Origin of the sequence: Halovenus marina, from assembly GCF_051414115.1 — an archaeon.
GTDB lineage: Archaea > Halobacteriota > Halobacteria > Halobacteriales > Haloarculaceae > Halovenus > Halovenus marina.
Genome location: NZ_JBLKNZ010000001.1, coordinates 842,774 through 867,145, shown reverse-complemented (window position 1 = coordinate 867,145; position 24,372 = coordinate 842,774). Strand labels below are relative to the sequence as shown.

Genomic DNA, 24,372 nt, shown 5'->3' with positions numbered 1-24,372 from the left:
GTTCGATTGTTATTCAGACGGCGACAGCCGCGAGACGACAAAGCGCTCGAATGGCGCAGAGTACTGCATGAGTGTCGTCCCGAGAATTGCCATGACGAGCACGTAGCCGACGGCGAAGGCGTTGATCGTGTTCGCGAGATCCGTTGGGAAGGTGCCCGCCTGCGCCCCGGAGATGGCGAGTGCGGCGATGATGAGCGAGAACTCCCCGCGTGTGGTCATGCCGAGTGCGACACGAGTCGAACGGCGTGGACCCAGATCGAAGACACGCCCGCCGAGATAGCCGCTGACGAGTTTCGTCGGCGTCGTCACCGCGACAGCAACGGCGATGAGAACGAGCACGTCACCGAACAGCAGCGGGTCGGTGACGAGACCGATCCAGAAGAAAAAGATCGCGGCGAACGCATCGCGGAGCGGTTCCAGCGTGCGTTCGATGCGCTCGACCTCGTCGTGACCGAGCGAGGAAAACGCCATCCCGACGAAGAAGGCTGCGACCGCCTCGCTGACGCCGAGCGAGAGGGCGAGTCCGGCGACGAAGACGGTCACGGCGAGGGTCCGAAGCACGAGAAACTCCTTCGAGTCGGTATCGACGAGCGCTTTGAACAGGTCCGTTCCGGCGTACACGAGCACGAGTAACGCGAGGATGAACCCGAGGGCGATGGCGACGTCGAAGGCGGCCGCTTCGAGGCTGCCGCCACCGAGGACGATTGCGGTCGTGACGGCGAGATAGACGGCGATGACCAGATCCTCGAAGACGAGCGTCCCGAGCATCGGTTCTGCCTCGCTGTTTGCGATCCAGCCCATGTCGATCAGCGACTTGGTGATGACCGCCGACGAGGAGATGTAGACGATTCCGGCGGTGAGGAACGCGGGCAGCAGTGACCGGAAGAGCGCGAGTCCGAGCAGGAAGCCAACACCGAAGTTGATGAGCAGATCGATCGTTCCCGCCGTCGTGATCTGGGTGCGCTTTTCGAGCAACCGGTCGAGGTTGAATTCGAGACCGAGAAAGAAGAGGAGAAAGACGATACCGAGTTCTGCGCCGACGGTGACGACTTCGGATTCGGTGACGTAAGGGAGGTCGGTCCGGCCGATCACGTACTGACTAAGGGCCATCCCCACGACGATGTAGAAGGGGATGACGGACTGATTGATGCGGTTCGCAATCGCACCGACGGCTGCGACGGCCACGAACAGTACGCCGAGTTCGAGCAGGAGATCAGCCATACGACTGTGCGTGTTCCGGTAGCAGTCGAAGCGAATCAGTCAGAGACACAACAGAGCGTCTGTGAGCGCGTCGCTCACCCATCTGCGAGAACCTCCTCGAAGGCCTCGCAGTTCTCGGGGGTTCCGATGACGATCAGTGTGTCGCCCTCCTGAAAGTCGGTATCGGCAGGCGGGCTATCGATCGTCTGTTCCCCGCGCTGGATCGCGACGATGGTTGCGCCCGTTCGGTTGCCGATGTGGGCGCTTTCGAGCGTTTCACCGATCAGGCCCGACCCCGGGGCAACCTCGTACCATTCGAGCAGGAGTCCGCCGGGGAGTGTCGTCTCGGTCGTTTCGGCCTCGACGGGCTGAAAGTGTGCGCCCTCGATGATAGAGCCGATCTTTCGCGCCAGTTTGTCCTCGAACGAGAAGACCTTCTCCGCGTCGGCGTCGGGGTCGGGTCGACGAAATAGCTCGCGCTTGCCCGTGTTGTGGATGACGATCACCATCTCGTTGTCGTCGAGTTCGACCTCGAACTTCTTGCCGACCCCCGGGAGCGACGATTCCGTGATTGTCATACTCGAACCTTGCACAGCGAGTACGTGAATGTTGCCCCGGGAGCGCCGACCACGAGGAGTGCAACGGGTGGATCTGCCAACAGTTAAGTCTGCGTGTGGCATATTCCTCGGGTATGGAGCCATCAGCGGGAGCGTTGGCGGTGAGAGCAGCATGAGCCTCGGCTCACCGCTCCAATCTGACCACCAGCTCGCCCGACTGTTACAGATCGGGATCGTACTCGAAGAGGTCGTCGAGGCGCGTGCGGCCAAACACGCTCGCGAAGCCCCGGGACTCGATGATGACATTCGGTCGTTTCTGGAAGAAGCCGCCGAGGAGTCCGCCGAGCACCGCGAGCGCCTCGACGCGCTAGTCGACTCGCTCGACGCCGAGACGATTCCGTTCGACGAGATTCAGACGCTCGTCGAGGCACAGTACGAGGCAGACGACGAGTTCGACGGCGTCCTCTACGACCAACTGTGCAACGAGGAGACGGCCTACAAGTTTTACGACGACCTGATCGACGCGATCGAGTCGTCGTCTGCGGAGTTCAGCGTCGACCGCGAATCGGTACTGGCCGAACTTCGTGCGATCCGCGACGAGGAGGAAGCGGGCGTCGAAGAGGTAACGCAACTCATGGAGGAAACACGATGACAGTACGAGCGACTCACACGTGGGGGCAACGATGAACACGGCAAACCAGTATCTCAAGGCGATCTACCTGGTGCAGGAACTCGAAGACGGCCCGGCATCGACCGGCTCTATTGCCGAGATGCTCGATGTCAGCCCGGCGAGTGCAAACGAGATGGTCGGGAAGCTCGAACAGCAGGGGCTGTGCAGCCACGAGAAGTACAAGGGCGTCGACCTGACCGAGGAAGGCATCGTGCGGGCCCGCGACGCGCTCCAGAACTACTGCATCATCGAACGATTCCTCGTGGAGGTACTCGAAGTCGAGGACTTCCGAACAGAGGCACGCCAGCTCGAACCGGTGATAGACGAGACAGTTGCCGAACGACTCGACACGATCATCCATCGGGAGCCCCAGTGTCCGGACTGTTTCGACGCCGAGGAAGACGTCTGCTCGCTGCTCGAACTCGAAACCACAGCCGACTGATCTGTCGGCCGTCCGTCTGACCGCACGACGATTCTGTATGACAACCGCCACCACGACGTGTCCGTCTTTCGTCCGGCGATTCACCGAAAACAGCCGTCTGACGCGCGTCTGACGGCGTTTAATGAGGAACGAGGTCCTGTAGGCTAGTATGCGCATACGCCGTGGCGAGTTCGAGCGGATCCGTTCGGTGCTCGAAGAAGCCGACGCGGAGGAGCCGCTGACGGCACGGGAGATTCTCGGGTTGCTCGAAGACCACGGAGAGGAGTTCGACAGCGCCCACCGCATCGCGACGGTGCTCGGTCGCCGTGAGGAGACGGGCGACGTCGAAGTAATCCGCGACCAGCCCTATCGGTATCGGTTCCCGACTGCGAACAACTAATCTACGCGCCGAACTCGGTGAGGAGTCGGTACACCAGTGCGATGAGAAAGAGCGTACCGAAGGCGACTGCCGCCGACGCGACGGCGTGAGAGTGCGGCTGTCCGCGACGAGAGCCGAATGCGTAGACGCCAAGCACCACTCCAGCAGTGACCACGCCACCGACGAGGCCATACAGGAGTTCCTGAACGCTGCCCCCGAGAACAAGCACAGTCCCGGCGGTTGCGAGTACGGCGAGAACGGCAAACCCGGCGATAACTACCCATTTGCTCGGGGAGTCAGTCGTATCCATCTGTCTGACGCGGTGTAACTCCCGGGGGCTAATAACGGTTTATATCGAAATCGGGACTCACTCGACGTTTTTGTATCCGCCGCAGATCAGTCGTCGACATCCGTCTGTGCGCGCCGTCGTGCTGCGCGCTGGATGAACTCCTCGGGGAGTGCGTCGATCTCACCGGCCTGCACACCCCAGAGGTGGGCGTACAGTCCGCCGTTGTCGAGCAAGTCGTCGTGTGTGCCCCGCTCGACGATCTGTCCGTCCTCGATGACGAGGATCCGGTCTGCGTCCTTGATCGTGGAGAGTCGATGTGCGATGGCGAATGTCGTCCGGTCCGCGGCCAGTTTGTCGATAGAGCGCTGAATGAGCATCTCCGTCTCGGTGTCGACATCGCTGGTGGCCTCGTCGAGAATGAGAATATCCGGGTCCTTGAGAATCGCTCGCGCTATCGAGAGGCGCTGGCGCTGGCCGCCCGAGAGCTTCACGCCGCGCTCACCGACCTCCGTGTCGTAGCCGTCGGGGAGGTTCTGGATGAACCCGTGTGCCTCGGCCATCTTCGCGGCCTCGACGACCGCCTCGCGGCTAGCGTCGAAGGTGCCGTAGGCGATGTTCTCCTCGACAGTACCGAAAAAGAGGAAGGTGTCCTGGCTGACGTAGCCCATCGACTCCCGGAGACTCCGCAGTGTCACGTTCCGCACGTCCTGTCCGTCGATACGGATTGCGCCCTCGTCGACGTCGTACATCCGCAAGAGAAGTTTCAGCACCGTCGACTTGCCAGCCCCGGTCGGACCCACGAGTGCGACGGTGTCGCCGCCCTCGACCTCGAAGTCGATATCCTCGAGCAGCAGTTCCTCCTCGTCGTAGCCAAAGGACACGTCTTCGTAGGTGACGGTTCCCTCGGTGACGTCGATGTGCTCGGCGTCTGTCGCCTCTGCGACGCGGTGGGGCTCGTCCATCAGCCCGAAGGTTCTGGCGGCGGAGGCGCGAGCGCGCTGGTACATGTTGATGACCTGTCCGAACTGGGCCATCGGCCAGACAAAGCGCTGCGTGAGCGTGATGAAGACGACGAAGGTTCCGATCTTCAGGTCGCCGGTAAAGGGCCCCGGACCGCCGGTTCCCGGATCCTGCAGCGCCCAGAGGCCGCCGACGATGAACGTCAGCGCGAATCCGAGCCCCGCGAGCACGCGGAGGCCGGGGAAGAACTTGATCCGGGTGCGAATGGCGTCCCAGTTCGCCCCGAAGTAGTCATAGGAGACTTCCTCGACGCGCTCTGACTCGTACTCCTCGGTGGTGCTCGACTTGATGACCTGGATGCCGCCGAGGTTGTTCTCCAGTCGGGAGTTGACCTTGCCGACCGTCGAGCGGACTTCGGCGTATTTCGGCTGGATGATCCTGATGAAGACGTAGGTGAAGAGCATGATAAGCGGCACGGGGACCATCGCCACGAGGGCGAGTTGCCAGTTGTAGGAAAACAGGATGACGCCGATGGCGACGACCATCACGACCATCCGGAACATCGAGTTCATCCCGTCGTTGAGAAACCGCTCCAGTCGGTTGACGTCGTTCGAGAGAATCGACATCATCTCGCCGGTCTGCTTGTCGGCAAAAAAGTCCATGTTCAGCCGCTGCATCTTGTCGTAGGTGTCGGTTCGAACGTCGTGCTGGATGTTCTGGGCAAAGGAGTTAAAGCCCCAGTTGCGAAGCCAGTGAAAGACCGCGCCGAACAGGAAGGCCCCGGCGATGATGGAGATTGTGAACCAGAACTGGCCGGTCTGTGAGGTGGGCGCGATGGGTGCGACCAGACTGCCGCCGACGGGAAACGCCTCCGCGTAGCCGACTTCCTCGCGGATGACCGCATCGATTGCCACGCCGAGCATGACCGGCGGAAGCAAATCCAGAACGCGCGCGAAGATACTCGCGATGATGCCAGTCGACACCTGCAGCTTGTAGCGAGCGCCGTACGCGCGGAACAGCCGCTTCATCGGGTTTTCGATCTTGTCCCGCTGCTCCTCGAACGGGTCGTCTTCCTCCCACTCGATGCCACTCATTGCATCTCTTAGGCTCTCGAACGCTGAAAAGGGTTGCCGAGTCAGGGAGAACGTACAGACATATTGATGGGTTCGGTAGCGGATGGCAGAGTGCAACTGATCACAGGGCAGGGGGAACCGAGTGGCGTCGGCGAACACCCTGACCACAACCATTTTCGGTTTCCCTCCCGGAGACGCTCACAGAGATGGCAGATGCGGAGAAGTACTCGGTCGCGGTCGGTATCAACCGAAACCTCGGCGCGAAACTGAGAGTGGCGCCCGAGGAGGGCGAAAGCGACGTCGCAGTCGTCGAGCACACGCTGCCCCCGAACACGCTCGCCGCACCGTTGCATCGACACTCGTGTGAGGACGAACTATCGTACATCCTCGAAGGAACGATGGGCGTACAGGAGGAGGAATCGGTGTCGACTGTCGAAACGGGCGAGTTCGCAGTCAAGGCCCGGGACGTGTGGCACACCTTCTGGAACGCAGGGTCCGGGCAACTGCGATTTCTCGAAATCATCGCGCCGGGGGAGTTTGCGTGGTACTTCGAGCGGGCAGACGAGATTCTGCCCGAACAGGGGGAGCCAGACGAGACGGAAGCGCGGGAACTGGCCGAACTACACGACGCCTTCGAGTTCGAGATGAAACCAGAGAGTGTCCCCGAACTCCTCGAGCGGCACGGGCTGGACGTGTAGAGCGCAGACAGTAAATGTTATTCCCCGCCGTCGACTGGTTCCGATAGGGTTCGTGGTCTAGCTGGTTATGACGCGGCCTTTACAAGGCCGAGGTCGGCGGTTCGAAACCGCCCGAACCCACTATTCTGTTGCGAACGAAGTGAGCAACGAATAGTGATGAGAGGGCGCGTTTCGGGCCCAGAGGACGAGCGGAGCGAAGTCCTCGCGGTTCGAAACCGCCCGAACCCATTCTGCGAGGAACGGACGTGACGAGCGAATGGGTCTGCGGTTTCGAAGCAGGGAGTGGAGTAAAGCGGAACGACCGAGGTTCGAAACCGCCCGAACCCATAGCAGTTTGCTGCGAACGAACGTGAGTAGCAACTGCTTTCGTGAGGGCTTTCGAACCAGGCGAGACGCGCACAGCGCAGCGAGCACGTCTCGGCGCGGTTCGAAACCGCCGGGAGAAGGAGTTCTCCCGAGCCCTCACTCACTCCGCTTCGAACCCCACAAGTCCGTCACAGACACCCTCCTCGAGCGGGAACAGCGACCGGAAATCCGCGACCGCTGCCTTGTCGATTCGGTCCGGATTCCCGAGGACAGACACCGATTGCGTGTCGACGGGAACGAACCCGAGACCCAACTCGCGCGCCGTCGCTTCGAGTCCCAGCCCCAGGTCCGCCGTGCGGTCGAGGACGCGCCGTGGTGGGCTCTCGTAGCCGCGAGCCGTGAGTCCGAATCCTTCGATCGCATCGGTAACTTCGTCGACGGACACGCCGCGACGGTCAGCGACTGACTCGATTTTCGCATCGAGCGATGCGCGCAGGCCGGATCCCTCGGGTCGATTGACAAAGCGAAGGTCACGGTCAACCAGATCGGCAAGTCCCGAGACGTGCTCGGGGTTGGACTCAGGGACAACGAGTCCCCAGCGTCGCGACCAGCGGCCGAGTTCGACAACCTCGATGTCGTAGTCTCGCGGGCCAGCCACGACCGCAACATCTGGGATCCCATCTCGGAGCCACCGCACCCCCTCTCTGCTGCCGACAGACAGATAGCGGGGGCGCTCGACGCCGTCGAGCAGACGTGCGATCAGGGGGTCGGCCTCGCCGACGCCGAGAAGTGCTGGTGGGGTGGTCGAACCGAACAGCGTCACCTCGACTCGGTCGTCGGCGTCGATCTGTTCGATATCGGGTGGGATCTCGACGACGCCGTCGGCCTCGACGAGACTCGTCGTCGCGCCGCTTCCCTTGTCGACGGGATAGACGAGCGGCTCCGACCCGTCCGTCACCAGCCCAACGGGGAGAAACCGCGTTCGTCCTTCCCGGTATCGCACGGTTCGGGCCATCGTCCCCGTCAGCGACCCGCGCTGGGTCTGTGGCTGACCGGCGGCCGCCCGGAGCGTCGGGGCGACGAACACCCGAAAGATCGTCAGTGCAGAGACGGGAAAGCCGGGCAAGCCGACGAAGGGCGTCCCGTCGAATCGCCCGACGAGCATCGGCTTGCCGGGCTTGACCGCGACGCCGTGACACTGCAACTCGCCGTGCTCCTCGACGAGTCGATAGATCTGGTCTGTCGCACCGGCACTCGTCGACCCCGAGGTGAGTACGAGGTCACACTCCTGCGCGGCGTCGGTGAGTGTGCGGGCTATCTCTGCGCCGTCGTCAACGTGTTGGTAGTACACTGACTCACAGCCAGTCTCCGCAACGCTGGTTCCGATCGTGTAGCTGTTGACGTCGTAGATCTCACCGGCGTCGCTGTCGATGGACTCGCCGGGGGAGACAAGTTCGTCCCCGGTCGAGATAACCGCGACCCGAGGGGGCTGTCTGACCGGAATCTCGTCGACCCCGGTCGCAGACAGCAGACCGATCTCACGGGGCGTGAGCCGCGTTCCCGGACCGAGCGCAAGGTCGCCCGCAGCGACGTCACTTCCGGCGATCATCACCCCCTCGCCCGGCGCGACAGCGGTTCGGACGAGTACTGTTTCGCCGTCGCGTTCGGTGCGCTCGACCATCACCACCGCATCCGCGCCCTCGGGGACGACCGCTCCGGTCGCAACCTGTGCTGCCTGCCCGGATTCGATGGTCACGTCCGGTCGGACGCCAGCGTCGATCGTCTCCACGACGGTGAGTGTGGCTGGCGCAGTCTCGTCGACACCGAACGTGTCGCGCGCCCGGACGGCGTAGCCGTCGACGTTCGAGCGGTCGAATCCGGGAACGTCGATGGCCGCATCGATGCGCTCGGCGAGAACGTGCCCGTGCGCCGCTTCGAGTGGGACGTGCTCGATTCCAGTGTCGAGGTCGAACGCGTCGACCAACTCGCGGGCCGCATCCGGCGGTGTCAGGTCGCGGAACTCCTTTCTCACGGCGTCCACCTCCAGCGTTCGACAGTGACAGGCTCTCCGGTGGCGATTCCCTCGCTGTGTTCGGGAACGACGACCCAGCCGTCGGCGCGCGTGACACTCGACAGGACGGACGCGCCGCCAGCCCTGACGACAGACGCCACGCGCTCGTCGCCGTCAGTCTCGGTCCGAACGCGAACGAACGACCGGATCCCCGGTTCGCTGTGGATTTTCTCGGCGAGTCGCGCGTCGACGGTTGGGAGCGGATCGAGGGACGCGCCCACACTCCACGTGATCGCCGGGCGGAGAAACTGCACTGCGTTGACGAGGCAGGAGACCGGATAGCCCGGCAACAGCACCACCGGCGTGTCCTCGACGACACCGAGTGCGACGGGATGGCCTGGCTTGATGCCGACGCCGCGAACGCGAAGGTCGCCCAGCTCAGAGACGACCGCTGGAAGCAGGTCGCGTTTGCCGACCGAAGAGCCACCCGTAGTCACGACGATGTCAGCGTCGAGCGCTCCACGGATCGAATCAGCCAGTTCCACCTCGTCGTCAGGGGCGATGTCGTGACGGAGTGGCTCCCCACCCCAGCGACGCGCGTACTGGGTGACCGTCAACCCGTTCGTTTCGACCGTCTCGCCCGGTTCGGGCGACGTCTCGACGAGTTCCTCCCCGGTCGGAACGACCGCGACGGTGGGTCGCTCGAAGACCGACACCGTCTCCCGGCCGACCGACCTGAGCAATCCGAGATCCGGGGGGTCGAGCCGACGACCCGGCTCGAACAGCGTCTGGCCGCACTCGACGTCCTCGCCAGTTGGTGCCACGTTCTCACGCTCCCCGACCGCCCGAAACACCTCGATTTCGTCCTCGAATACATCGACGTCTTCGACGATGACGACCGCATCCGCGCCTTCCGGAAGTGCGCTCCCGGTATGAACCTGTGCACACTCGCCGGACGCTACCGGCGGGTCAGCGATCTGGAGCGGGCGCGGACTCCGATCCCCGGCACCGAAGGTGTCCGCGGCCCTGACCGCGTAGCCGTCCATCGCGGCCCGGGGATAGTGCGGAACGTTCCGGCCTGCAGTCACCGTCTCTGCGACGATTCGACCGTCGGCCGCCGCGAGTTCGACCGTCTCCGTCCGCCCGTGTGGGTCGACGATTTCGTGTAGCCGCTCGCGTGCGTCGGCCAACGACGTACGCGATTTGAACGGCGTGTGTGCGTCGGCCATGTGCGATGGTTTGCCAAACGAGAGCAGAGGGTAAAAACGGTCGGATGGATTCGAGTTGGTCACTGGCTTTCGTCGCCCAGTCGCTGTCGCGCCGCGACCAGATCCGCCTGCGTGTTGACGTTCTCGACGCTCTCGGTCGATCCGTACGCTTCGATGTCCTCCTGTTCGACGACCACGTGGTCGAGTGCCGCGATCAATCGACGCATCGACGGGTCGCTCTCTTTGCCATTCTCATCGAGTTCGGCACAGGCACTTCTGGTCTCGGAGACGCGATAGACACCGTGGAGCGGTTGGAGCGAGTCATCGATGCGTGGCACGGCCGCGTCGACACCCTGTGCCCGCTCGAACAGATACGACACCAGATCCGGGTCGAGGAAGGGCATGTCGCAAGCGACGACGAACGCGTACGCCCCGTCAGCGACCGCGAGTCCGGTCCTGATCCCGGCGACCGGCCCCCGACCAGGCTTCTCGTCGATAGCGTAGCGAACGTCACAGGGGCAGTCAGCCATCGCCTCCCTGATCGCGGGGCGCTGGTCGTCCCGACAGTTGACGACCACCTCGTCCACGACAGACGCGAGTCGCTCCACGACGTGCTGTACCATCGGCGTTCCGGCGAGCGGTGCGAGCGCCTTGTCAGCCTCGCCGAAGCGAGTCGAGTACCCGCCCGCGACGACGACGCCACTTTGCATGCCCACTCGTTGGCCGACGAGCGTCAAGACGGTTGCGTCGTGGATGATTAGTCGAGTCGCCGTTTGATCATGGCGTCGATTTACCGAGACTGGAGAAAGACGGCGAGAACGGAGGCCACGAGACCAAGGAGGCGATGCTACGAAGGCCCGCTGGAGGCAGACGCAACGGACTCGACGCTGACGGTATCCTCGTCGCCTCTGAGCAGCGGGTCGGCAAGCGTCGCATGGAGAGCGACCGTGCCGGGTCGAACGTCCCCGTTCGGTTCGGCCCGTCCCGTGACGAACGTCTCCGAGTTCGAGAGGACGACCCGGTCGCCGCGTTCGATATCGCGCTCGGCGGCCTCGTCCGGGTGGAGTCGTACGGTCTCGTCGGACTGCCGGTCGCCGCCCGCTCGACCGCTGACGACGAGTCGGAGTTCGTCCGACTCCGGGGCGGCGACGACCGGCTGAACTGTCGTCAGCGACGTCTTGCCGTCCGAGGTGGCGAACCGCTCCCGGTACAGGACAGCCTCGCCGCCCGGCCAGCGATAGCTCGACCCGCATTCGAGCGCCGACCACTCGAATATCGGGGTGAGCCGACTCAGTTCCCGATGGGCAGACTGTGGAGTCAGCCCCTCAAACTGGTCGCCAGCGCCCCGCGTCCGTTCGGCGAGTCGCGCGCCGAGTTCGCGCAGGATCCGGAAGTCGGACCGTGCGCCCTGTGGCAGTGATTCGACCGGCGTGAGCGGCTGTATCTGTCGGTCGAGATTCGTCACCGTGCCCCGCTTTTCGAGCAGTCGCGCCGCTGGCAACACCACGTCGGCGTGTGCCGTCGTCTCGCTCGCCGCGATGTCGAGAACGACCAGGGTCTCCAGGCCGTCGAATCGCTGTTCGAGCCACGCGCTGTCGTGCTTCGAGACGGCTGGGTTCTCGCCGACAACGACTGCAGCGCGAATTTCCTTGCCGAAGGCCGCAAGTGCCTCGTCGGCCGAACGTCCGGGGGACTCGGGCGGTCCGACTCCCCACTCGCGTGCGAACCGCTCGCGGACGGCCGAGTCGTCGACTGGCTGATGTCCGGGGAGTCTGTCCGGCACACAGCCAGCGTCGGTCGCCCCCTGTTCGTTGACGAGGCCGCGAAACACGTGCAGGCCGGTCCCGGGCGCACCGAGATTCCCGGTGAGCGCGAGCAGGTTGAACAGCGCATCGGGCGCGCTGACCGTCTCCGGACCGCCCTCGATCCCGGTTCCGGTTATCGCCGCCGTTCGACTGCCCTCGATTGCGGTCGCAACGTCTCTGAGTCGGTCGAGATCGACGCCAGCGACGTCGGCGGCCGCCGCAGTATCGAAGGCGTCGAGATCCGCCAGGAACCGCTCGCTTCCGTTCGTCCGCGCCGCGAGGAACTCGGCGTCGAAGGCATCCCGTTCGTAGGTCAGGGCGCTCAGGAGGTCACAGACGAGCGCGTCCGTGTCGGGCCGAGGGGAGACGTGAATGTCGGCGAGTCGCGTCGTCTCCGATCCCACCGGGTCGATATGAACGAGCGTCGCGCCGTCGTCGACCGTCGGGCGGACGGAAGAGTTGAACGCGACTGGCTGGCGGGCGGCCGGGTCGGCCCCGACGACGAGAATCGTCTCCGCCTCGCGCAGGTCGTCGAGGCTGTTCGTCGACGCGGGCCATCCCGCGCGCTCGCTGAGTGTCGCGGCGGTTTCGGCGTGACACAGCCGTGACCGGTTGTCGACGTTGTTGGTTCCGAGAACCCGAGCCAGTTTCTGCAGGAGGTAGTTCTCCTCGTTCGTACACTGGGGCGCGCCGAGAAAGGCGAGCGCGTCCGGCCCGGCACGGTTGCAAATCGCAGTGAGTGCGTCGACGATGCGGCGATACGCTCGCTCCCACGATGTCGCGACGAGTTCACCGTCGCGGCGAACCTGTGGCTGTGTGAGTCGTTCGCCGTCTTGCTCGAAGGCCCGGATCCCGCTCGCACAGAGGCGGCCGTTTCGGTTCACCGGGCCGCTGTGGCCGACCGCTCGATCCTCCTCGCCCCGTTCGAGTCGACAGCCGACGGCACAGCGCGGACAGACCGTATCTGACTCGGTCTCCTCCGGGTCGAGGTCCGCCCTCTGGTCGCTCATTTCCCGTTCGAGCTATCGCCGAGTCCCCGGAGCAACTCGACCAGGAACCGGACGCCGTCGCGAACCTCCTTGCCTCCGAGCGAGCGGAGCGAATCGAGCAGTCCGCTCTCGGACTCGTCCTGAATCGACCGTTCGGCCTCGCCGACGGCACCCAGAAGCCGGTTCAGCCCCTGTGCCGTCTCCTCGTCGATGTCGAGGACGGCGAGGACGCGAGCGGTCTCCAGCAGGTCTTCAAGGTCGCCGGACTGCTGGAGATCGAGCAAGAGCGCGAGCGCATCGTCCAGATCCGCCGCGCTCTCCCCGACCGTCGCCGCGAGATCAGCGGTGTCGTCGGTGAGGAGTCCGTCGCCAGCTTCGACCAGCGCAGCGAGCGATTCGGTGACGTTCTCGACTTCCGCCTCGTCGGCGCTCGCGACGATCAGGATGGCGGTCGCGAGCAGGTCGTCGACTTCGTCGGTCGCCTCCACCGCCTCCGCGAGTCGGTCGCCGTGTTTCCCGAGCGCCTCCCGGAGCGCCCGCTCGCCGGGTTCGGTCTCCGCCGACGCACCGCCGAGCGTGGCGTCCTCGGGGTGCGAGGAGGTCGGCTCGGCCATCAGTCGTCACCCTCCGCTGGCTCTCCGGGTTCACTGTCTGGACGCGTGCCGTCCGTGGTGTTCTGTCCCGCCTGGTCTGCTGGCTCGATGCGAACGGCCGAGACCTTGTACTCCGGCGTCGCGGCGTCCGGGTCGAGGTGTTCCTCGTCAGTCAGGCGGTTGACGGCGCTCTCGGCGAAGTGGATCGGGACGAAGACGGTATCGGCTCCGACGCGGTCGGTGACCTGCGCCGGGACGGTGATCTCGCCGCGCCGTGAGGTGACCGTCACCATGTCGCCTCCCTCGATACCGTGGGTATCCGCCGTCTCGGGGTTGATCTCGACAAAGTCACTCGGCGTGTACTCCATGATCCCCTCCTCGCGGTGGGTCATCGTCCCCGTGTGGTACTGGTAGAGCACCCGTCCGGTCGTCAGCGTGAGCGGGTACGTCTCGTCGGGGGTCTCTGCGGGTTCGCTGAACCCGACACCCTCCAGATTCGCCTTTCCGTCTTCGGTGTTGAACTCCTCCTCGTACAGGCGCGTCGTGCCCGGGTGGTCCTCGTCCCAGCAGGGCCACTGGAGGCCGCCCTCGGCGTCGACGCGCTCGTGTGTCACGCCGCCGTAGATCGGCGTCAGCGAGTTGACCTCCTCCATGATATCGGCAGTGGAGGCGTAGTTCCACTCCCGGCCCATGCGATTTGCCAGGTCCTGCAGAATCTTCCAGTCCGGCCGCGAGTTGCCCTTTGGCTCCATCACCTGCTTGACCATCTGCACCGTCCTGTCGGTGTTGGTGAACGTGCCCGTCTTCTCGACGAAGGAGCAGGCTGGCAGGACGACGTCGGCGTACTCGGCCGTCTCGTTGAGGAAGAGGTCCTGCACGACGAGGAAATAGAGGTCTTCGAGCACCTCGCCAGCGTGGGTGATCCCCGGTTCCGAGAGAGCCGCGTTCTCGCCGATAATGTACATTCCGCGAACGTCGTTCCGGTCGGCGGCGAGAAACATCTGCGTGGTGTAATGGCCGTACTCCGGCGAGATGTCACAGTCCCAGGCGTCCTCGAACTTCGCCCGAATCTCGCCGTCAGCGATGTCCTGATAGCCGGGGAAGTTGTCCGGGAGCGGCCCCATGTCGCCGCCGCCGCCCTGGACGTTGTTCTGCCCGCGGAACGGGGAGACGCCCGTTCCGGGTTTGCCGAGGTTGCCGGTGATGGCCGCGAGGTTCGCCATCGCGATGACGTTCTCGGTGCCGTGTGAGTGTTCGGTCAGTCCGAGCGTCCACCCGAAGACGCAGGTGTCGGCCGCAGCGATCGTTTCGGCAGCAGAGGCGATTTCCGCGGGCGGGAGGCCGGTTATCTCCTCGACGCGCTCGGGGGTGAACTCCTGCACAGATTCTTTGACGTCCTCGAATCCCGTCGTTCGCTGTGCGACGAACTCCTCGTCGTACAGGTCGTTTTCGATTAGATGTCGCGTGATGCCGTTTATCCACGCCGCGTCGTAGCCCGGCTTGATCTGACTGTACTGGGTTGCGTACTCGGCGATCTGTATCTCGCGAGGGTCGAACACGAGCAGGTCGGCACCGTCGCGGACGTTCTGTTTGATCCGCGTGGCGAGAACAGGATGGGCCTCGGTCGTGTTCGACCCGGTCAGCAGATAGCAGTCGGTCTGTTCCAGATCCCTGACGCTGACCGATGCCGCCCCGTAGCCATAGGTGCGCGCCAGTCCGGCGACCGTCGAGGAGTGGCAGAGCCGGTTGCAGTTGTCGACGCTGTTCGTGCCGAGCACCTGCCGGGCGAACTTGCCCATCAGGTAGTTCTCCTCGTTGGTCGCCTTCGAGGAGGCGATCAGGGCGAGCGACTCGCCGCCGTGGTCGTCTCTAATTTCGCCGAGACCGTCGACAACTCGCTGCAGGGCCTCGTTCCAGGATGCCGTGCGGAACTGACCGTTCTCGTCTCTGACGAGCGGTTCCGTCAGTCGGTCGTCGGAGTTGATGAAGTCGTAGCCGAACTTGCCCTTGACACAGGTGGAGATGCCGTTTATCGGGGCATCCTCCGCCTCGGTCGGGCGGGCAGCGAGAATCTCCTCGCCGTCGGAGTACAGGTCGAACCGACAGCCGACGGCGCAGTAGCCACAGGTCGTATCGGCGACGTTCAGCTCTTCGAGACGTTTGTCGCCAATTGACTGTGCAATCTCGAAGAGTTTCCCCTCGGAGAGGGTTTCGGCCGCGACGCCCTCTGCGACGTGTTCGACGTTCTGGAGGGCCTGCTCTTTCGCTCGCTCCATGTAGTTGGCGACGCCGCTGACGGTTCCATCACGTTCGTCGCTCATGGCCACTCCCTCCCCTCGGGAGACCGTTCTGTCTTGGCTGGTTCGCCTTTGGCCTGTTCGGGCATCTCGTCGCGCTTTTTCGGCGTCATCGGCCCCTTCGAGCGGTGCTCGCTCTCGTAGGTCCGTCCGATGCTGTTTTTCTGTGTGAATCCGGGCAGCGGAATGGTGGTCGCGTCCTCGATGCCCTTCTCGACGAGCGCACCGGTCGGACAGACCGTCGCGCAGTGGCCACAGGAGACGCAGGTCGAGTCGTCCATCGTCTCGGCGTCGCTCTGGAAGCCAATCCTGGTGTCCGTGCCGCTGCCCTCCATCCGGAGGACGCCCTCGACCTGCACGTCGTTGCAGGCCTCGACACAACGGTTACAGAGGATGCACTTGTTGCGGTCGATCTGGATGAACGACGAGGAGTCGTCGAGCGGTTCGTAGGCGTCGCGGTCGTCGAGGACGCCGTAGCGCGGTTCGTCGACGTCCTGGTCGATTGCTGCGTCCTGTAGCTCACAGCGGCCGTTCTTTCCGCAGGTCGTACAGCGCAGGTTGTGGTCAGAGAGAACGAGGTCGAGATTGACGCTGCGGGCGGTCGCCGCGTCGTCTGTGTCAGTGCTGACCACGTCGCCGTCGCGGGCCGAGCGACTGCACGAGGGGACGACGCCCGCACGCTCCGTCTCGACCATGCAGGTGCGACACTCCGACCGATGACCGATCCCCTCTCGCCCATAGTGACACAGCGCGGGAACCGTTTCGTCGGTGTCGGTCGCTTCGATGGCGTCGAGCAGCGTGCTTCCGGCGGGGACAGTCACCTCGTCGCCGTCGACGGTGACGGTCACGTCGCCGTCGGTTGCTCCCGTCTCGACTGGCGGGTCAGTCGCGGTGCCCGGTGCGATACGTTCTGTCAGCGGTGGTGCGTCGGTGGTGTGGTCGAGACTCATCGTGCCTCCATGGGGTCCGAACAGGTGCCTGCCGGACAGCGTCCGTCTGCGTGTGCTTCGATTTCGCTCTCGAACGTTGCGAGTGCAGTTTCGACGGGCCGTGCGGCGGCGACGCCGAACGCACAGAGGCTCGTCGTCGCCATCACGTCGGTCAGTTCATCGATCGTCGCTCTGTCGTACTGGCCGTCGTAGACGTCACGGAGCAGTTCCGCGAGTTGTGTCGTCCCCTCACGACAGGGGACACACCGCCCGCAGTTTGCGTCCGCGCCGAACGACGCCCGCTTGCCGATAAAGGAGAGCAGACACTGATCCTCCGAGAGGACGTTGATGATTCCGTCCGTTCCGAGACCGGCCGCTGTGAGCGACTCGGGGTCGAGTGTGGTCGCGAGCGAGTCGGTCAGCCCCCCGAATCGTCCGCCGACGCAAGCGGCTTTGAACTGCCCGTCGACACCGACGGCGTCGATGGCGTCGTCGAGTGTCGCCGATTCGGGCAGTTCGAGCGTCGCCGTCGCGTCGACGTCCCCCTCGACGGTGACGACGCGCGTTCGAGGGACCTCCCCGCGGAGCGAGACGGCGAGGTGTGCCATCGTCCGGGGCGTGTGAACCAGCGTCGGCTGGCCGTCGAGACCGAACACAGGCGGCCCGGGCGGTCGGCGGCGGGCTTCGAGGCGGTGGTTCCCCTCGATGTCTTCGATTGCCATCGTCGGCTCCCCCGCTCGGTAGACGTCCTCCCCGGCGACGATATCCATCGGCGCGGCCGGGTCGGGGAAGAGGTCGACGGCTTCGGTCGCGACGTCGAGCGCGCGCTCGTCGGCCTCGGAGCAATAGACCACGACGCGTTCGGCGTCGACCGCTCGCGCGAGCGCGTTCGCGCCGTCGAGGGCCTCGAACGGGGCGCTTTCGAGCAACAGGCGATCCGCCGGGGTGTCGTGACCGTTGACCACCACCGTGGGACGTCCGTCCGCCGCCGTGGCCTGTTCCCAGGAATCGACGACCGGTTCGTCGTGTGCCCAGTCGCTCCAGCCACGGCCCAGCAGGCTGTCACCGGTGTCGAACACGTCCGCAGTCGGTGGGTCGACGAACCCGCCAGCGCGCTCGTGGTCGTCGACGCTCGTGGGCCGACGCCAGCCACAGCCGCCGAGGACAGCGCTGACTCCCGGGAAGACGTCCGACGGGGGAAAGCCCGCAGGGTCCGGGTCGTGGTCGGCGACTGCGCGTGGTCCGGCACCGGCGATATCGCCGCTCTCCAGACAGGCTGCTGCGATCGTTTTCATTCGACTGCTGGAACACTGCCTGTAGAGTGCCGTCTCGCTGCCGCGGGTGAGACAGACGAGCGGTTCGAGCGCCGCGTAGCCGGTCGGTCCGACCTCGCGTATCTCCCACGAGGTCGTCGCTCTCTCGGCCAGCGGTGCGGCGTCCGCGCCTGCAGAAACCCGTATCACAGATCGTGTAGATGTCATCTGATATCGTGTCACGTAGACTCACTGGAGCGACGCTAATAAACTCCCGGGAGCACCGAGGGGAGTGCGATCAGGTCGTCCGTGGTCGCTGGTTTGGACAGGCGACCCGAAAAGCGATGGCCAATTTTTATATCGAACAGCACGGGGTGGTACGCATGAGCAACAGGGAGGAAGATGGCGTCGTGACCGACGCCGAATCGGCGTTCAAGACGCTCGGTCACGACCTCCGACTCGAAATCCTGCTCGCACTGTGGGAGGCACCCGAGTTTTCGCTGTCGTTCTCGGACCTCCGCAAGGCGGTGAACGAACGCGATTCCGGGAGTTTCACCTATCATCTCTCGGAACTGCAGGACCACTTCGTCGCCGAAACCGACAGTGGCTACGAACTCCAGTACCCCGGTCACCGCGTGCTGGATGCGATCCAGAGCGGCGTCTTTCACGAGCAGGCCACCGTCGGGCCGACTGAACTCGACGAGACCTGTCGGGAGTGTGGGTCGTCGCTCGCCTTCGAGTACGGGACGGATTTCATCGCCCGGGTCCGGTGTCCAGACTGCGGGAACCGCGCGCTGGAGTGGCCCTTCGACCCCGGCGGCACCGCAAGCAGAGACCCGAGCGCCGTCGTCGAGGCGTTCGACCGGCGGACGCGACTCGTCTGGTCATGTGCGCTCGACGGCGTGTGCCCGTTCTGTGCTGGCCGGGTCGAGCGCGAACTCGCAAGCAGTGTCACCGATCAGGGGACCTGTATCGGCGTCATCGAACAACTGGAGCGCTACGATGAGTATTTCGCGCGCAACCACCCCGTGCTCGTCTCGGTCGATTGCGAGCACTGTAGCTTCTACAGTTTCATCCCCGCCGGGGTCGTTCTCCTGACGCGGCCGGCGGTCACAGCACGGCTCCACGACGCCGACATCCGCATCCGCGACCGACCGCTGTGGAGTCTCGGCTTCGTCGTCGACGAAGCGGCGGTCAGCGTGCAGGCGGATCCAGTGCACGCCGAAGTCGCCATCGTAGATACCGACAAACCACTGACGTTCGTCGTCGACGAGACGCTCACCGTGACCGCGAGCCACGGCGAGTGAAAACATACGCTATTTTACTGGAACTCAATTCACCAAGTCTTTAACTGGAAACCGTCCGTGGTATTCTATCACCGATGAACGTAACTGATAGCAAACATGTCGTCGCACTCTGTGGCAGTCAGCGCGACGGAAGCCACACACGCAGTGCGCTCGAGCAGACCCTCACAGCAGCAGAAACACGCGGTGCAACGACAGAACTTCTCGACCTGACCGAACTGGACCTGCCGGTGTTCGATCCAGACCAAACCGATGCTGGCGACGCGGAGACCCTCCGTCAGCGCGTACAGGACGCAGATGCAGTTCTGCTGGGGACACCGATGTATCACGGGTCGTACTCGTCGACGCTGAAGACAGCACTCGATTACTGTGGGTTCGACGAGTTCGAGGAGACGACGGTGGGCCTGCTCGTCGTCTCTGGAGGCGGATTTCCGACCCCTGCACTGGAACACCTCCGCTCGGTCGCTCGTGCACTGGACGCGTGGGTGCTCCCACATCAGGTCGCAATCCCGAACGCACACGACGCCTTCGAGGGTGGACAGTTGACGGATGAGAGTCTGCTCGATCGTGTCGAGACGCTCGGAACAGATCTCGTCGAATACGCAGGCGTCGAATCGTATCCAGAGGCAGTCCCTGCCTGTACGGTTTCCACGGCAGATTGACACGCTGTCGAAGCGAGATTGATCGAAGTCACAGACCGGAAAACAAGCCGTAAACTACTGTACCCGGGCAGAAAATGCGGTGCCCAGCGTGGGGTGGCCGACCGCTACGAGACGCCCTCGAACTCAACCACTTCGACGGTGTGGCCGGTCTCCTCGATGTGGGCTTTCGCCATCGTCTGTGCCGCGACCCGTGACGGGTGGAATCCGACTCGACCACACACGTCGCAGTTGAACTCGTACATACACTTCGCTGTTCGTAACGTACACTATTAATGATTACTATTGTCGGCCCCCCGGCCGAGCAGAGACACACCTATACGATATGTTACCGTCAAGCGAGTACAAGTACCTGTCGAACCGCTCGCTATCGGCCCGAGGAGATGGTATCGAACACGAGCGTAACGGCGTTGCCGTCACCGTTAGCCCGCCGCGCGAACTGGAGTTGTGCACCGACGGCGTCGACGACCCACTGTGTGATCCAGAGACCGAGTCCCTCGGCGTGTTGCAGCGGGTTTTCGTTTCCAGCTTTCAGCGCGGTAATCGTCTCCGAGGAGATCGGATCGCACTCGTCGAGCACGCGAACGCGGTAGGTGTCGTCGTCTTCGACGATTTCGACCGAGACGGGACCAGCACCGGTCGGATGGTGCACAATCGCGTTCTCGATGACCTCTGTGAGCGCGACATCGAACGCGGGAGGTGCGCGTGCCTGTGCACGGGGAGGCAGATCCGTCTCGATGGTGACGTTCGGATGCTTGATCTCGAACTTCTCGGCAATCGTCTCGGTGACACTGACCAGATCGATGCTGCAATCGGCGTCGGGCGGCGCTTCGAGATACTTCTGTGCCTTACGCGCTTTGTCGCTGAGCGTGACGATTTCCTCGGCCACTTCCTCAATTTTGTCGGCTGCTGTCTGATACTGGGGCTGGTCGACTTCCTTGAGCGTCTTCGCGTGAAGCAGAATGAGATTCATCCGGTTGCGGATGTCGTGGCGAAGCGTCCGGTTCAGGACGTTTATCTGCTGGTTGCGTTGCTTGCGCGTATCCTGGGCGGACCCGACGACCGCTCCCTCAGGTTCGACGAGGGTGAACTCGAATTCGACCGGGATCCCGGTGCCGTTTTTCGTCTCCAGACAGGTGGCCCACGTCTCCGAATCCGCCGTCTCGTCGTGCCGAAGCAGATGAACGCGACGGCTCCACTTCTCCCGCTCGCTCTCGTGGATCAGTGCGCTGATCCGCGTTCCAACAAGTTCGGATCGTTCGTATCCAGACAGGCGCAAGAACGGTTCGTTGACACGTTCGATGGCACCCCCCGAGTCGACGATAAAGAGCGGATCCGAGGCATGCTCTATCAGTTGTTCGTACGTCCCATCGGCCTGCTGACCCAGATCCACAGTTCGATCCTGTACCATCTGTGCTCCCCCGCACAACACCCTGTTGTGTGCACAACTACCTCATAGGGGTTTAATTTATTTTTGGGTGGTTTATTACATGTTGTCGTGTCAGAACGAGCGGTGCGTGCGTGAACCCGACAATTGCAAATCTTAAGTTGAACGGGGCCGACGTGCGACCGTGAGCGAATTGTTACTCTGGGTTGGCCTGGCTGTCGCCTGTTTCGTCGGATACAACATCGGTGGGTCGACGACCGGGCCAGCGTTTGGCCCGGCAGTCGGGGCCGGTGCGATCTCGAAGGCGGTCGCCGCTGGCCTGATGTCGATTTTCTTTTTCGTCGGCGCGTGGACTATCGGCCGTCGGGTCGTCGATACGCTCGGGACAGAACTCGTGACGGACACGGCGATTTTCTCGATCGAAGCGAACGTCACCGTCCTGTTTTTCATCGGTGGGGCGTTGTTTATCGGCAACACGGCTGGCGTTCCCGCCTCGACGTCGATGACAGCAGTCGGTGCAATTGCGGGGCTGGGCGTCGCGGCTGGCGAACTCAACTGGATCGTGATGGGACAGATCGTCACCTGGTGGATCGTCGCACCGATCATCGCGTTCTGGGTCTCGGGTGTCATCGGTCGCTACTTCTACGCTCGACTGAACCGCCGGATTGCGCTGGTGCAATCGGAGGGAAAGCTCATCGAATTCGACCGCTCGGGGGTCGTTCCGCGACCGGCCTCAGGGCCAAACACGACGCGCCGTGAGCTGGCTGGCGTGGCCGTCATCGGAACGATCGGCTGCTTGATGGCGTTTTCCTCGGGAACCTCGAACATCGCGAATGCGATCGCGCCGCTCGTCGGCAGCGGCGACCTGGACATAAACGTCGGCATCATCATGGGGTCGGTCGCCGTCTCGGTCGGTGCCTTTACGATCGGCCGCCGGACGCTCGAAACCCTCGGGAACGACCTCACGTCGCTGCCGCTGACCGCCGCCATCATCGTCGCGACTGTGAGCGCGACCATCGTCATCATCCTCTCTGCGATCGGGATCCCGGCGAGTTTCGTCATCATCGCCACGATGAGCATCATCGGACTCGGGTGGGGGCGCGCGACACGAACGACGACCGTCGCAGACCGGGTTCGCGGCGAAAAATCGGTGCCGGTCTCGGTCGGTTCGCTGGCCAGCGACGAGGAGGGCGAGGAACTCCCAGCGATCGGTGAAGAAGAACCGGAAGAGATTCCCGCCGCGAACGAACTGTTCAACCCGTCGACGACCGCCCGGGTGGTCGTCATGCAAAACGTCGTCCCGCTCATCGCGACGGTCGGCGCTTATCTCACGTTCACGTTCGTCCCAATCTTCGGGTTCTGATACTGCCTGTTCAGGGCGATACTGAACGTCCACTGGCGGAGGGTTCCGGCTGTCCAACTCGATCAGTCTCGAAAAGAGACGAACCGGCCGTTCGAACCACATCGGAACGAGCAGAAAACACGCTGAATGCCTGAGTGTGCAATCTGCAGAACGTGTGGAGAATGGTAAGATTACAAAGGTTTAAAATGTCCTGTAGACCATTATCAGGTCATGTCGGGACAGTCGAATAGCAACATACGGCAGGGCGCACTGTTCGGGGCCGGAGCGTACCTGCTCAGTTTGGTCACAGCCATTCTTGCAGTCACGCTGGGAGCTCCCGACGAGATGAAATTCTATCAGGACGTGAGAGGGGGTAAACGGTATATCTTTGCGCAGTTCAACATTCACGAACTCAATCTTCTCACCGGCGGAGAGGTATCGGCAGGAGTGCTCCTGTGGACCGTGGTTACCGCCATCATTCTGCTGTTCGTCGGGTTCGCAGTCGCTTCAGGTGTGAATATCGGATCCGGTGACGCGTTCAGACAGGGTGTGTCCATCACGATCGGATATTTCCTCGTCACCATACTCGCGGTCGTGTATCTGTTTATCCAACCATACAACCCCGATTTGGTGGATCTGTTGATCTGGCTCGTCGTCACGGGTATCGTCTATCCTGTCGTCTTCGGCGGTATCGGCGGCATCATCGCAGAGAACACTCGGTAGCCGCGTCGTACCTTACGCTGTTTCTGCGACCGCTGCGCCCAGTTCTTCGAGGACGTCGAAAAATGACGGGAACGACACGTCGACGTGCTCTGCACCGCGGATGGTGGTCGTCCCCTCCGCGACCAGTCCGGCAAGCGACAGCGCCATGATGATCCGGTGGTCGTGGCGACCATCGAGCGTCGCACCGCCGAGACTGCTCTCGCCGCCGTGGACGGTGAGTGTCGCCACCTCCTCCTCGATGGCCGCGCCCATCTCGGTCAGCGACTCGGCCATTGCTCGCACGCGGTCGGTTTCCTTGTAGCGGACGTGTTCGCAGTCTGTGATCGTCGTCGTCCCCTCGGCAACTGCGCCGAGTACCGCAATCGTCGGCAGCAGGTCCGGCGTGTCCGCGACGCTCACCTCGATCCCGGTCAGGTCTGACTGGCTGACGGTGATGTGGCCACGCTCGCGGTTCCAGTCGACGCTCGCGCCCATCCGTTCGAGAATGTCGACGATTGCCTGGTCGCCCTGTGCACTCGGATACGCGCCCGTGACGGTGACGCTGTCGTCACCAGCGATGGCACCGGCCGCAAGCAGGTAGGACATCGACGAGAAATCGCCGGGGACGGTGTAGGAATCGGCGTCGTAGGTCTGTCGACCGGCGGCCGAAAAGCCCCGCCCGGTGTTGCGTGCCGAGACGCCGAAGGCTTCGAGCACTTCGATGGTGATGTCCACATAGGGTGCTGACTTGAGTTCGGTCTGCAGGGAGATGTCGACGCCGGAATCCGTGACTGCGCCCGCCATGAGCAACGCGGTGATGAACTGCGAGGAGACATCGCCCGGGATTGCGGCGGTGCCACCGATGATCGGGCCGCCAACGACGAGCGGAGCCTGTCCGTTCTCGCGGGTGCTCTCAGCGCGGCCGCCGAGCTGTTCGATGGCACGCAGGAGCGGCCCCTGCGGACGCGAGCGAAGTGATTCGTCGCCGGTCAGGACCACCAGTCCATCGACGAGCGAGGCCGCCGCCGTCGTGAGTCGCATCGTCGTCCCGCTGTTCGCACAGTCGATGACGTCGTCAGGAACTGCGGGAACACCGGCAAAGCCATCGACGTGGAGTGCGTCGTCCTCCTCGGTGACGGTTCCTCCGAACGCCTCGACTGCGCGCATCGTCGCCCTCGTGTCGGCGCTGACGAGCGGCCGCTCGATGCGCGTCCCCTCGCCGTATCCGGCAGCGAGAATCGCCCGGTGCGTGTAGCTTTTCGACGGTGGAGCCTGCGTCTCCCCCCGAACTGACGAGCGCGTAATCTCGATGTCCATGCTGGTCGAGTCGGCGTCCTGAG

General features: G+C 63.6%; 23 protein-coding genes and 1 tRNA gene. 9 read left to right on the top strand and 15 right to left on the bottom strand.

The window, feature by feature from the left end; translation table 11 throughout:
- Positions 1-9: 9 nt before the first annotated feature.
- Both ACMGFL_RS04390 and ACMGFL_RS04385 read right to left on the bottom strand, forming a co-directional pair.
- Entirely contained in the window at positions 10-1,221 is a 1,212-nt protein-coding gene (locus ACMGFL_RS04390) for a cation:proton antiporter (protein ID WP_436934319.1), read from the bottom strand.
- Between the two features lie 74 nt (positions 1,222-1,295).
- Positions 1,296-1,778, bottom strand: coding sequence for a cation:proton antiporter regulatory subunit (locus ACMGFL_RS04385; RefSeq protein WP_436934318.1), 483 nt, complete (start codon positions 1,776-1,778; stop codon positions 1,296-1,298).
- A gap of 151 nt (positions 1,779-1,929) precedes the next feature.
- On the opposite strand from ACMGFL_RS04385, the gene ACMGFL_RS04380 reads away from it, so the two are divergent.
- The 3 genes from ACMGFL_RS04380 to ACMGFL_RS04370 all read left to right on the top strand — a co-directional run bounded on the left by ACMGFL_RS04380 (position 1,930) and on the right by ACMGFL_RS04370 (position 3,248).
- A complete protein-coding gene (locus ACMGFL_RS04380; protein ID WP_436934317.1) occupies positions 1,930-2,409 on the top strand; it encodes a ferritin-like domain-containing protein in 480 nt (159 codons plus the stop codon).
- Positions 2,410-2,440: 31 nt separating this feature from the next.
- On the top strand, positions 2,441-2,869 hold the full coding sequence (locus tag ACMGFL_RS04375; protein WP_436934316.1) for a metal-dependent transcriptional regulator: 429 nt from the start codon (positions 2,441-2,443) through the stop codon (positions 2,867-2,869).
- A gap of 148 nt (positions 2,870-3,017) precedes the next feature.
- Positions 3,018-3,248 carry a hypothetical protein gene (locus ACMGFL_RS04370; RefSeq protein ID WP_436934315.1) on the top strand — a complete coding sequence of 77 codons (231 nt, stop codon included), beginning with the start codon at positions 3,018-3,020 and terminating at the stop codon, positions 3,246-3,248.
- A 1-nt stretch (position 3,249) separates the two neighbouring features.
- Here ACMGFL_RS04370 and ACMGFL_RS04365 read toward each other — a convergent pair whose 3' ends face one another.
- Both ACMGFL_RS04365 and ACMGFL_RS04360 read right to left on the bottom strand, forming a co-directional pair.
- The gene (locus ACMGFL_RS04365; protein WP_436934314.1) at positions 3,250-3,537 is read right to left on the bottom strand and encodes a hypothetical protein; all 288 of its coding nucleotides are present in this window, start codon (positions 3,535-3,537) and stop codon (positions 3,250-3,252) included.
- An 86-nt stretch (positions 3,538-3,623) separates the two neighbouring features.
- The gene (locus ACMGFL_RS04360; RefSeq protein WP_436934313.1) at positions 3,624-5,570 is read right to left on the bottom strand and encodes an ABC transporter ATP-binding protein; all 1,947 of its coding nucleotides are present in this window, start codon (positions 5,568-5,570) and stop codon (positions 3,624-3,626) included.
- Positions 5,571-5,755: 185 nt separating this feature from the next.
- Here ACMGFL_RS04360 and ACMGFL_RS04355 point away from each other — a divergent pair, with 185 nt between their 5' ends.
- Both ACMGFL_RS04355 and ACMGFL_RS04350 read left to right on the top strand, forming a co-directional pair.
- Entirely contained in the window at positions 5,756-6,247 is a 492-nt protein-coding gene (locus ACMGFL_RS04355) for a cupin domain-containing protein (RefSeq protein ID WP_436934312.1), read from the top strand.
- Positions 6,248-6,293: 46 nt separating this feature from the next.
- Positions 6,294-6,367 (top strand) — tRNA-Val (locus ACMGFL_RS04350).
- Between the two features lie 346 nt (positions 6,368-6,713).
- Here ACMGFL_RS04350 and ACMGFL_RS04345 read toward each other — a convergent pair.
- The 8 genes from ACMGFL_RS04345 to ACMGFL_RS04310 form a co-directional block, all read right to left on the bottom strand.
- Positions 6,714-8,585, bottom strand: coding sequence for a molybdopterin biosynthesis protein (locus ACMGFL_RS04345; protein ID WP_436934311.1), 1,872 nt, complete (start codon positions 8,583-8,585; stop codon positions 6,714-6,716).
- A complete protein-coding gene (locus tag ACMGFL_RS04340) occupies positions 8,582-9,793 on the bottom strand; it encodes a molybdopterin molybdotransferase MoeA (RefSeq protein ID WP_436934310.1) in 1,212 nt (403 codons plus the stop codon). Before ACMGFL_RS04340 ends, ACMGFL_RS04345 begins: the two co-directional genes overlap by 4 nt.
- 59 nt (positions 9,794-9,852) lie before the next feature.
- The gene (gene mobA / locus ACMGFL_RS04335) at positions 9,853-10,482 is read right to left on the bottom strand and encodes a molybdenum cofactor guanylyltransferase (RefSeq protein ID WP_436934309.1); all 630 of its coding nucleotides are present in this window, start codon (positions 10,480-10,482) and stop codon (positions 9,853-9,855) included.
- Positions 10,483-10,619: 137 nt separating this feature from the next.
- The gene (locus ACMGFL_RS04330) at positions 10,620-12,587 is read right to left on the bottom strand and encodes a molybdopterin oxidoreductase family protein (protein WP_436934308.1); all 1,968 of its coding nucleotides are present in this window, start codon (positions 12,585-12,587) and stop codon (positions 10,620-10,622) included.
- Positions 12,584-13,180, bottom strand: a complete 597-nt coding sequence (locus ACMGFL_RS04325) for a hypothetical protein (protein WP_436934307.1) — start codon at positions 13,178-13,180, stop codon at positions 12,584-12,586. The genes ACMGFL_RS04330 and ACMGFL_RS04325 overlap by 4 nt, the downstream gene beginning before the upstream one ends.
- Positions 13,180-15,480 carry a formate dehydrogenase subunit alpha gene (fdhF, locus tag ACMGFL_RS04320; RefSeq protein ID WP_436934306.1) on the bottom strand — a complete coding sequence of 767 codons (2,301 nt, stop codon included), beginning with the start codon at positions 15,478-15,480 and terminating at the stop codon, positions 13,180-13,182. The genes ACMGFL_RS04325 and fdhF overlap by 1 nt, the downstream gene beginning before the upstream one ends.
- The gene (locus tag ACMGFL_RS04315) at positions 15,477-16,406 is read right to left on the bottom strand and encodes a 2Fe-2S iron-sulfur cluster-binding protein (RefSeq protein ID WP_436934305.1); all 930 of its coding nucleotides are present in this window, start codon (positions 16,404-16,406) and stop codon (positions 15,477-15,479) included. Before ACMGFL_RS04315 ends, fdhF begins: the two co-directional genes overlap by 4 nt.
- Positions 16,403-17,866: an NADH-ubiquinone oxidoreductase-F iron-sulfur binding region domain-containing protein gene (locus tag ACMGFL_RS04310; RefSeq protein WP_436934304.1), complete on the bottom strand. Its 1,464-nt coding sequence runs from the start codon at positions 17,864-17,866 to the stop codon at positions 16,403-16,405. The genes ACMGFL_RS04315 and ACMGFL_RS04310 overlap by 4 nt, the downstream gene beginning before the upstream one ends.
- A 155-nt stretch (positions 17,867-18,021) precedes the next feature.
- On the opposite strand from ACMGFL_RS04310, the gene ACMGFL_RS04305 reads away from it, so the two are divergent.
- On the top strand, positions 18,022-18,945 hold the full coding sequence (locus tag ACMGFL_RS04305; RefSeq protein ID WP_436934303.1) for a winged helix-turn-helix domain-containing protein: 924 nt from the start codon (positions 18,022-18,024) through the stop codon (positions 18,943-18,945).
- Between the two features lie 74 nt (positions 18,946-19,019).
- Entirely contained in the window at positions 19,020-19,604 is a 585-nt protein-coding gene (locus ACMGFL_RS04300) for an NADPH-dependent FMN reductase (protein ID WP_436934302.1), read from the top strand.
- A 104-nt stretch (positions 19,605-19,708) separates the two neighbouring features.
- On the opposite strand, the gene ACMGFL_RS04295 is transcribed toward ACMGFL_RS04300, so the two are convergent.
- Both ACMGFL_RS04295 and ACMGFL_RS04290 read right to left on the bottom strand, forming a co-directional pair.
- Complete coding sequence (locus ACMGFL_RS04295) at positions 19,709-19,846, bottom strand: hypothetical protein (protein WP_436934301.1); 138 nt, start codon at positions 19,844-19,846, stop codon at positions 19,709-19,711.
- Positions 19,847-19,968: 122 nt separating this feature from the next.
- Positions 19,969-21,012: a PAS domain-containing sensor histidine kinase gene (locus ACMGFL_RS04290; protein ID WP_436934300.1), complete on the bottom strand. Its 1,044-nt coding sequence runs from the start codon at positions 21,010-21,012 to the stop codon at positions 19,969-19,971.
- Positions 21,013-21,172: 160 nt separating this feature from the next.
- On the opposite strand from ACMGFL_RS04290, the gene ACMGFL_RS04285 reads away from it, so the two are divergent.
- Both ACMGFL_RS04285 and ACMGFL_RS04280 read left to right on the top strand, forming a co-directional pair.
- Positions 21,173-22,351, top strand: coding sequence for an inorganic phosphate transporter (locus tag ACMGFL_RS04285; protein WP_436934299.1), 1,179 nt, complete (start codon positions 21,173-21,175; stop codon positions 22,349-22,351).
- 210 nt (positions 22,352-22,561) lie between these two features.
- Positions 22,562-23,053: a DUF7978 family protein gene (locus ACMGFL_RS04280; RefSeq protein WP_436934298.1), complete on the top strand. Its 492-nt coding sequence runs from the start codon at positions 22,562-22,564 to the stop codon at positions 23,051-23,053.
- 12 nt (positions 23,054-23,065) lie between these two features.
- On the opposite strand, the gene aroA is transcribed toward ACMGFL_RS04280, so the two are convergent.
- The gene (aroA, locus tag ACMGFL_RS04275; RefSeq protein WP_436934297.1) at positions 23,066-24,349 is read right to left on the bottom strand and encodes a 3-phosphoshikimate 1-carboxyvinyltransferase; all 1,284 of its coding nucleotides are present in this window, start codon (positions 24,347-24,349) and stop codon (positions 23,066-23,068) included.
- Between the last annotated feature and the right edge of the window lie 23 nt (positions 24,350-24,372).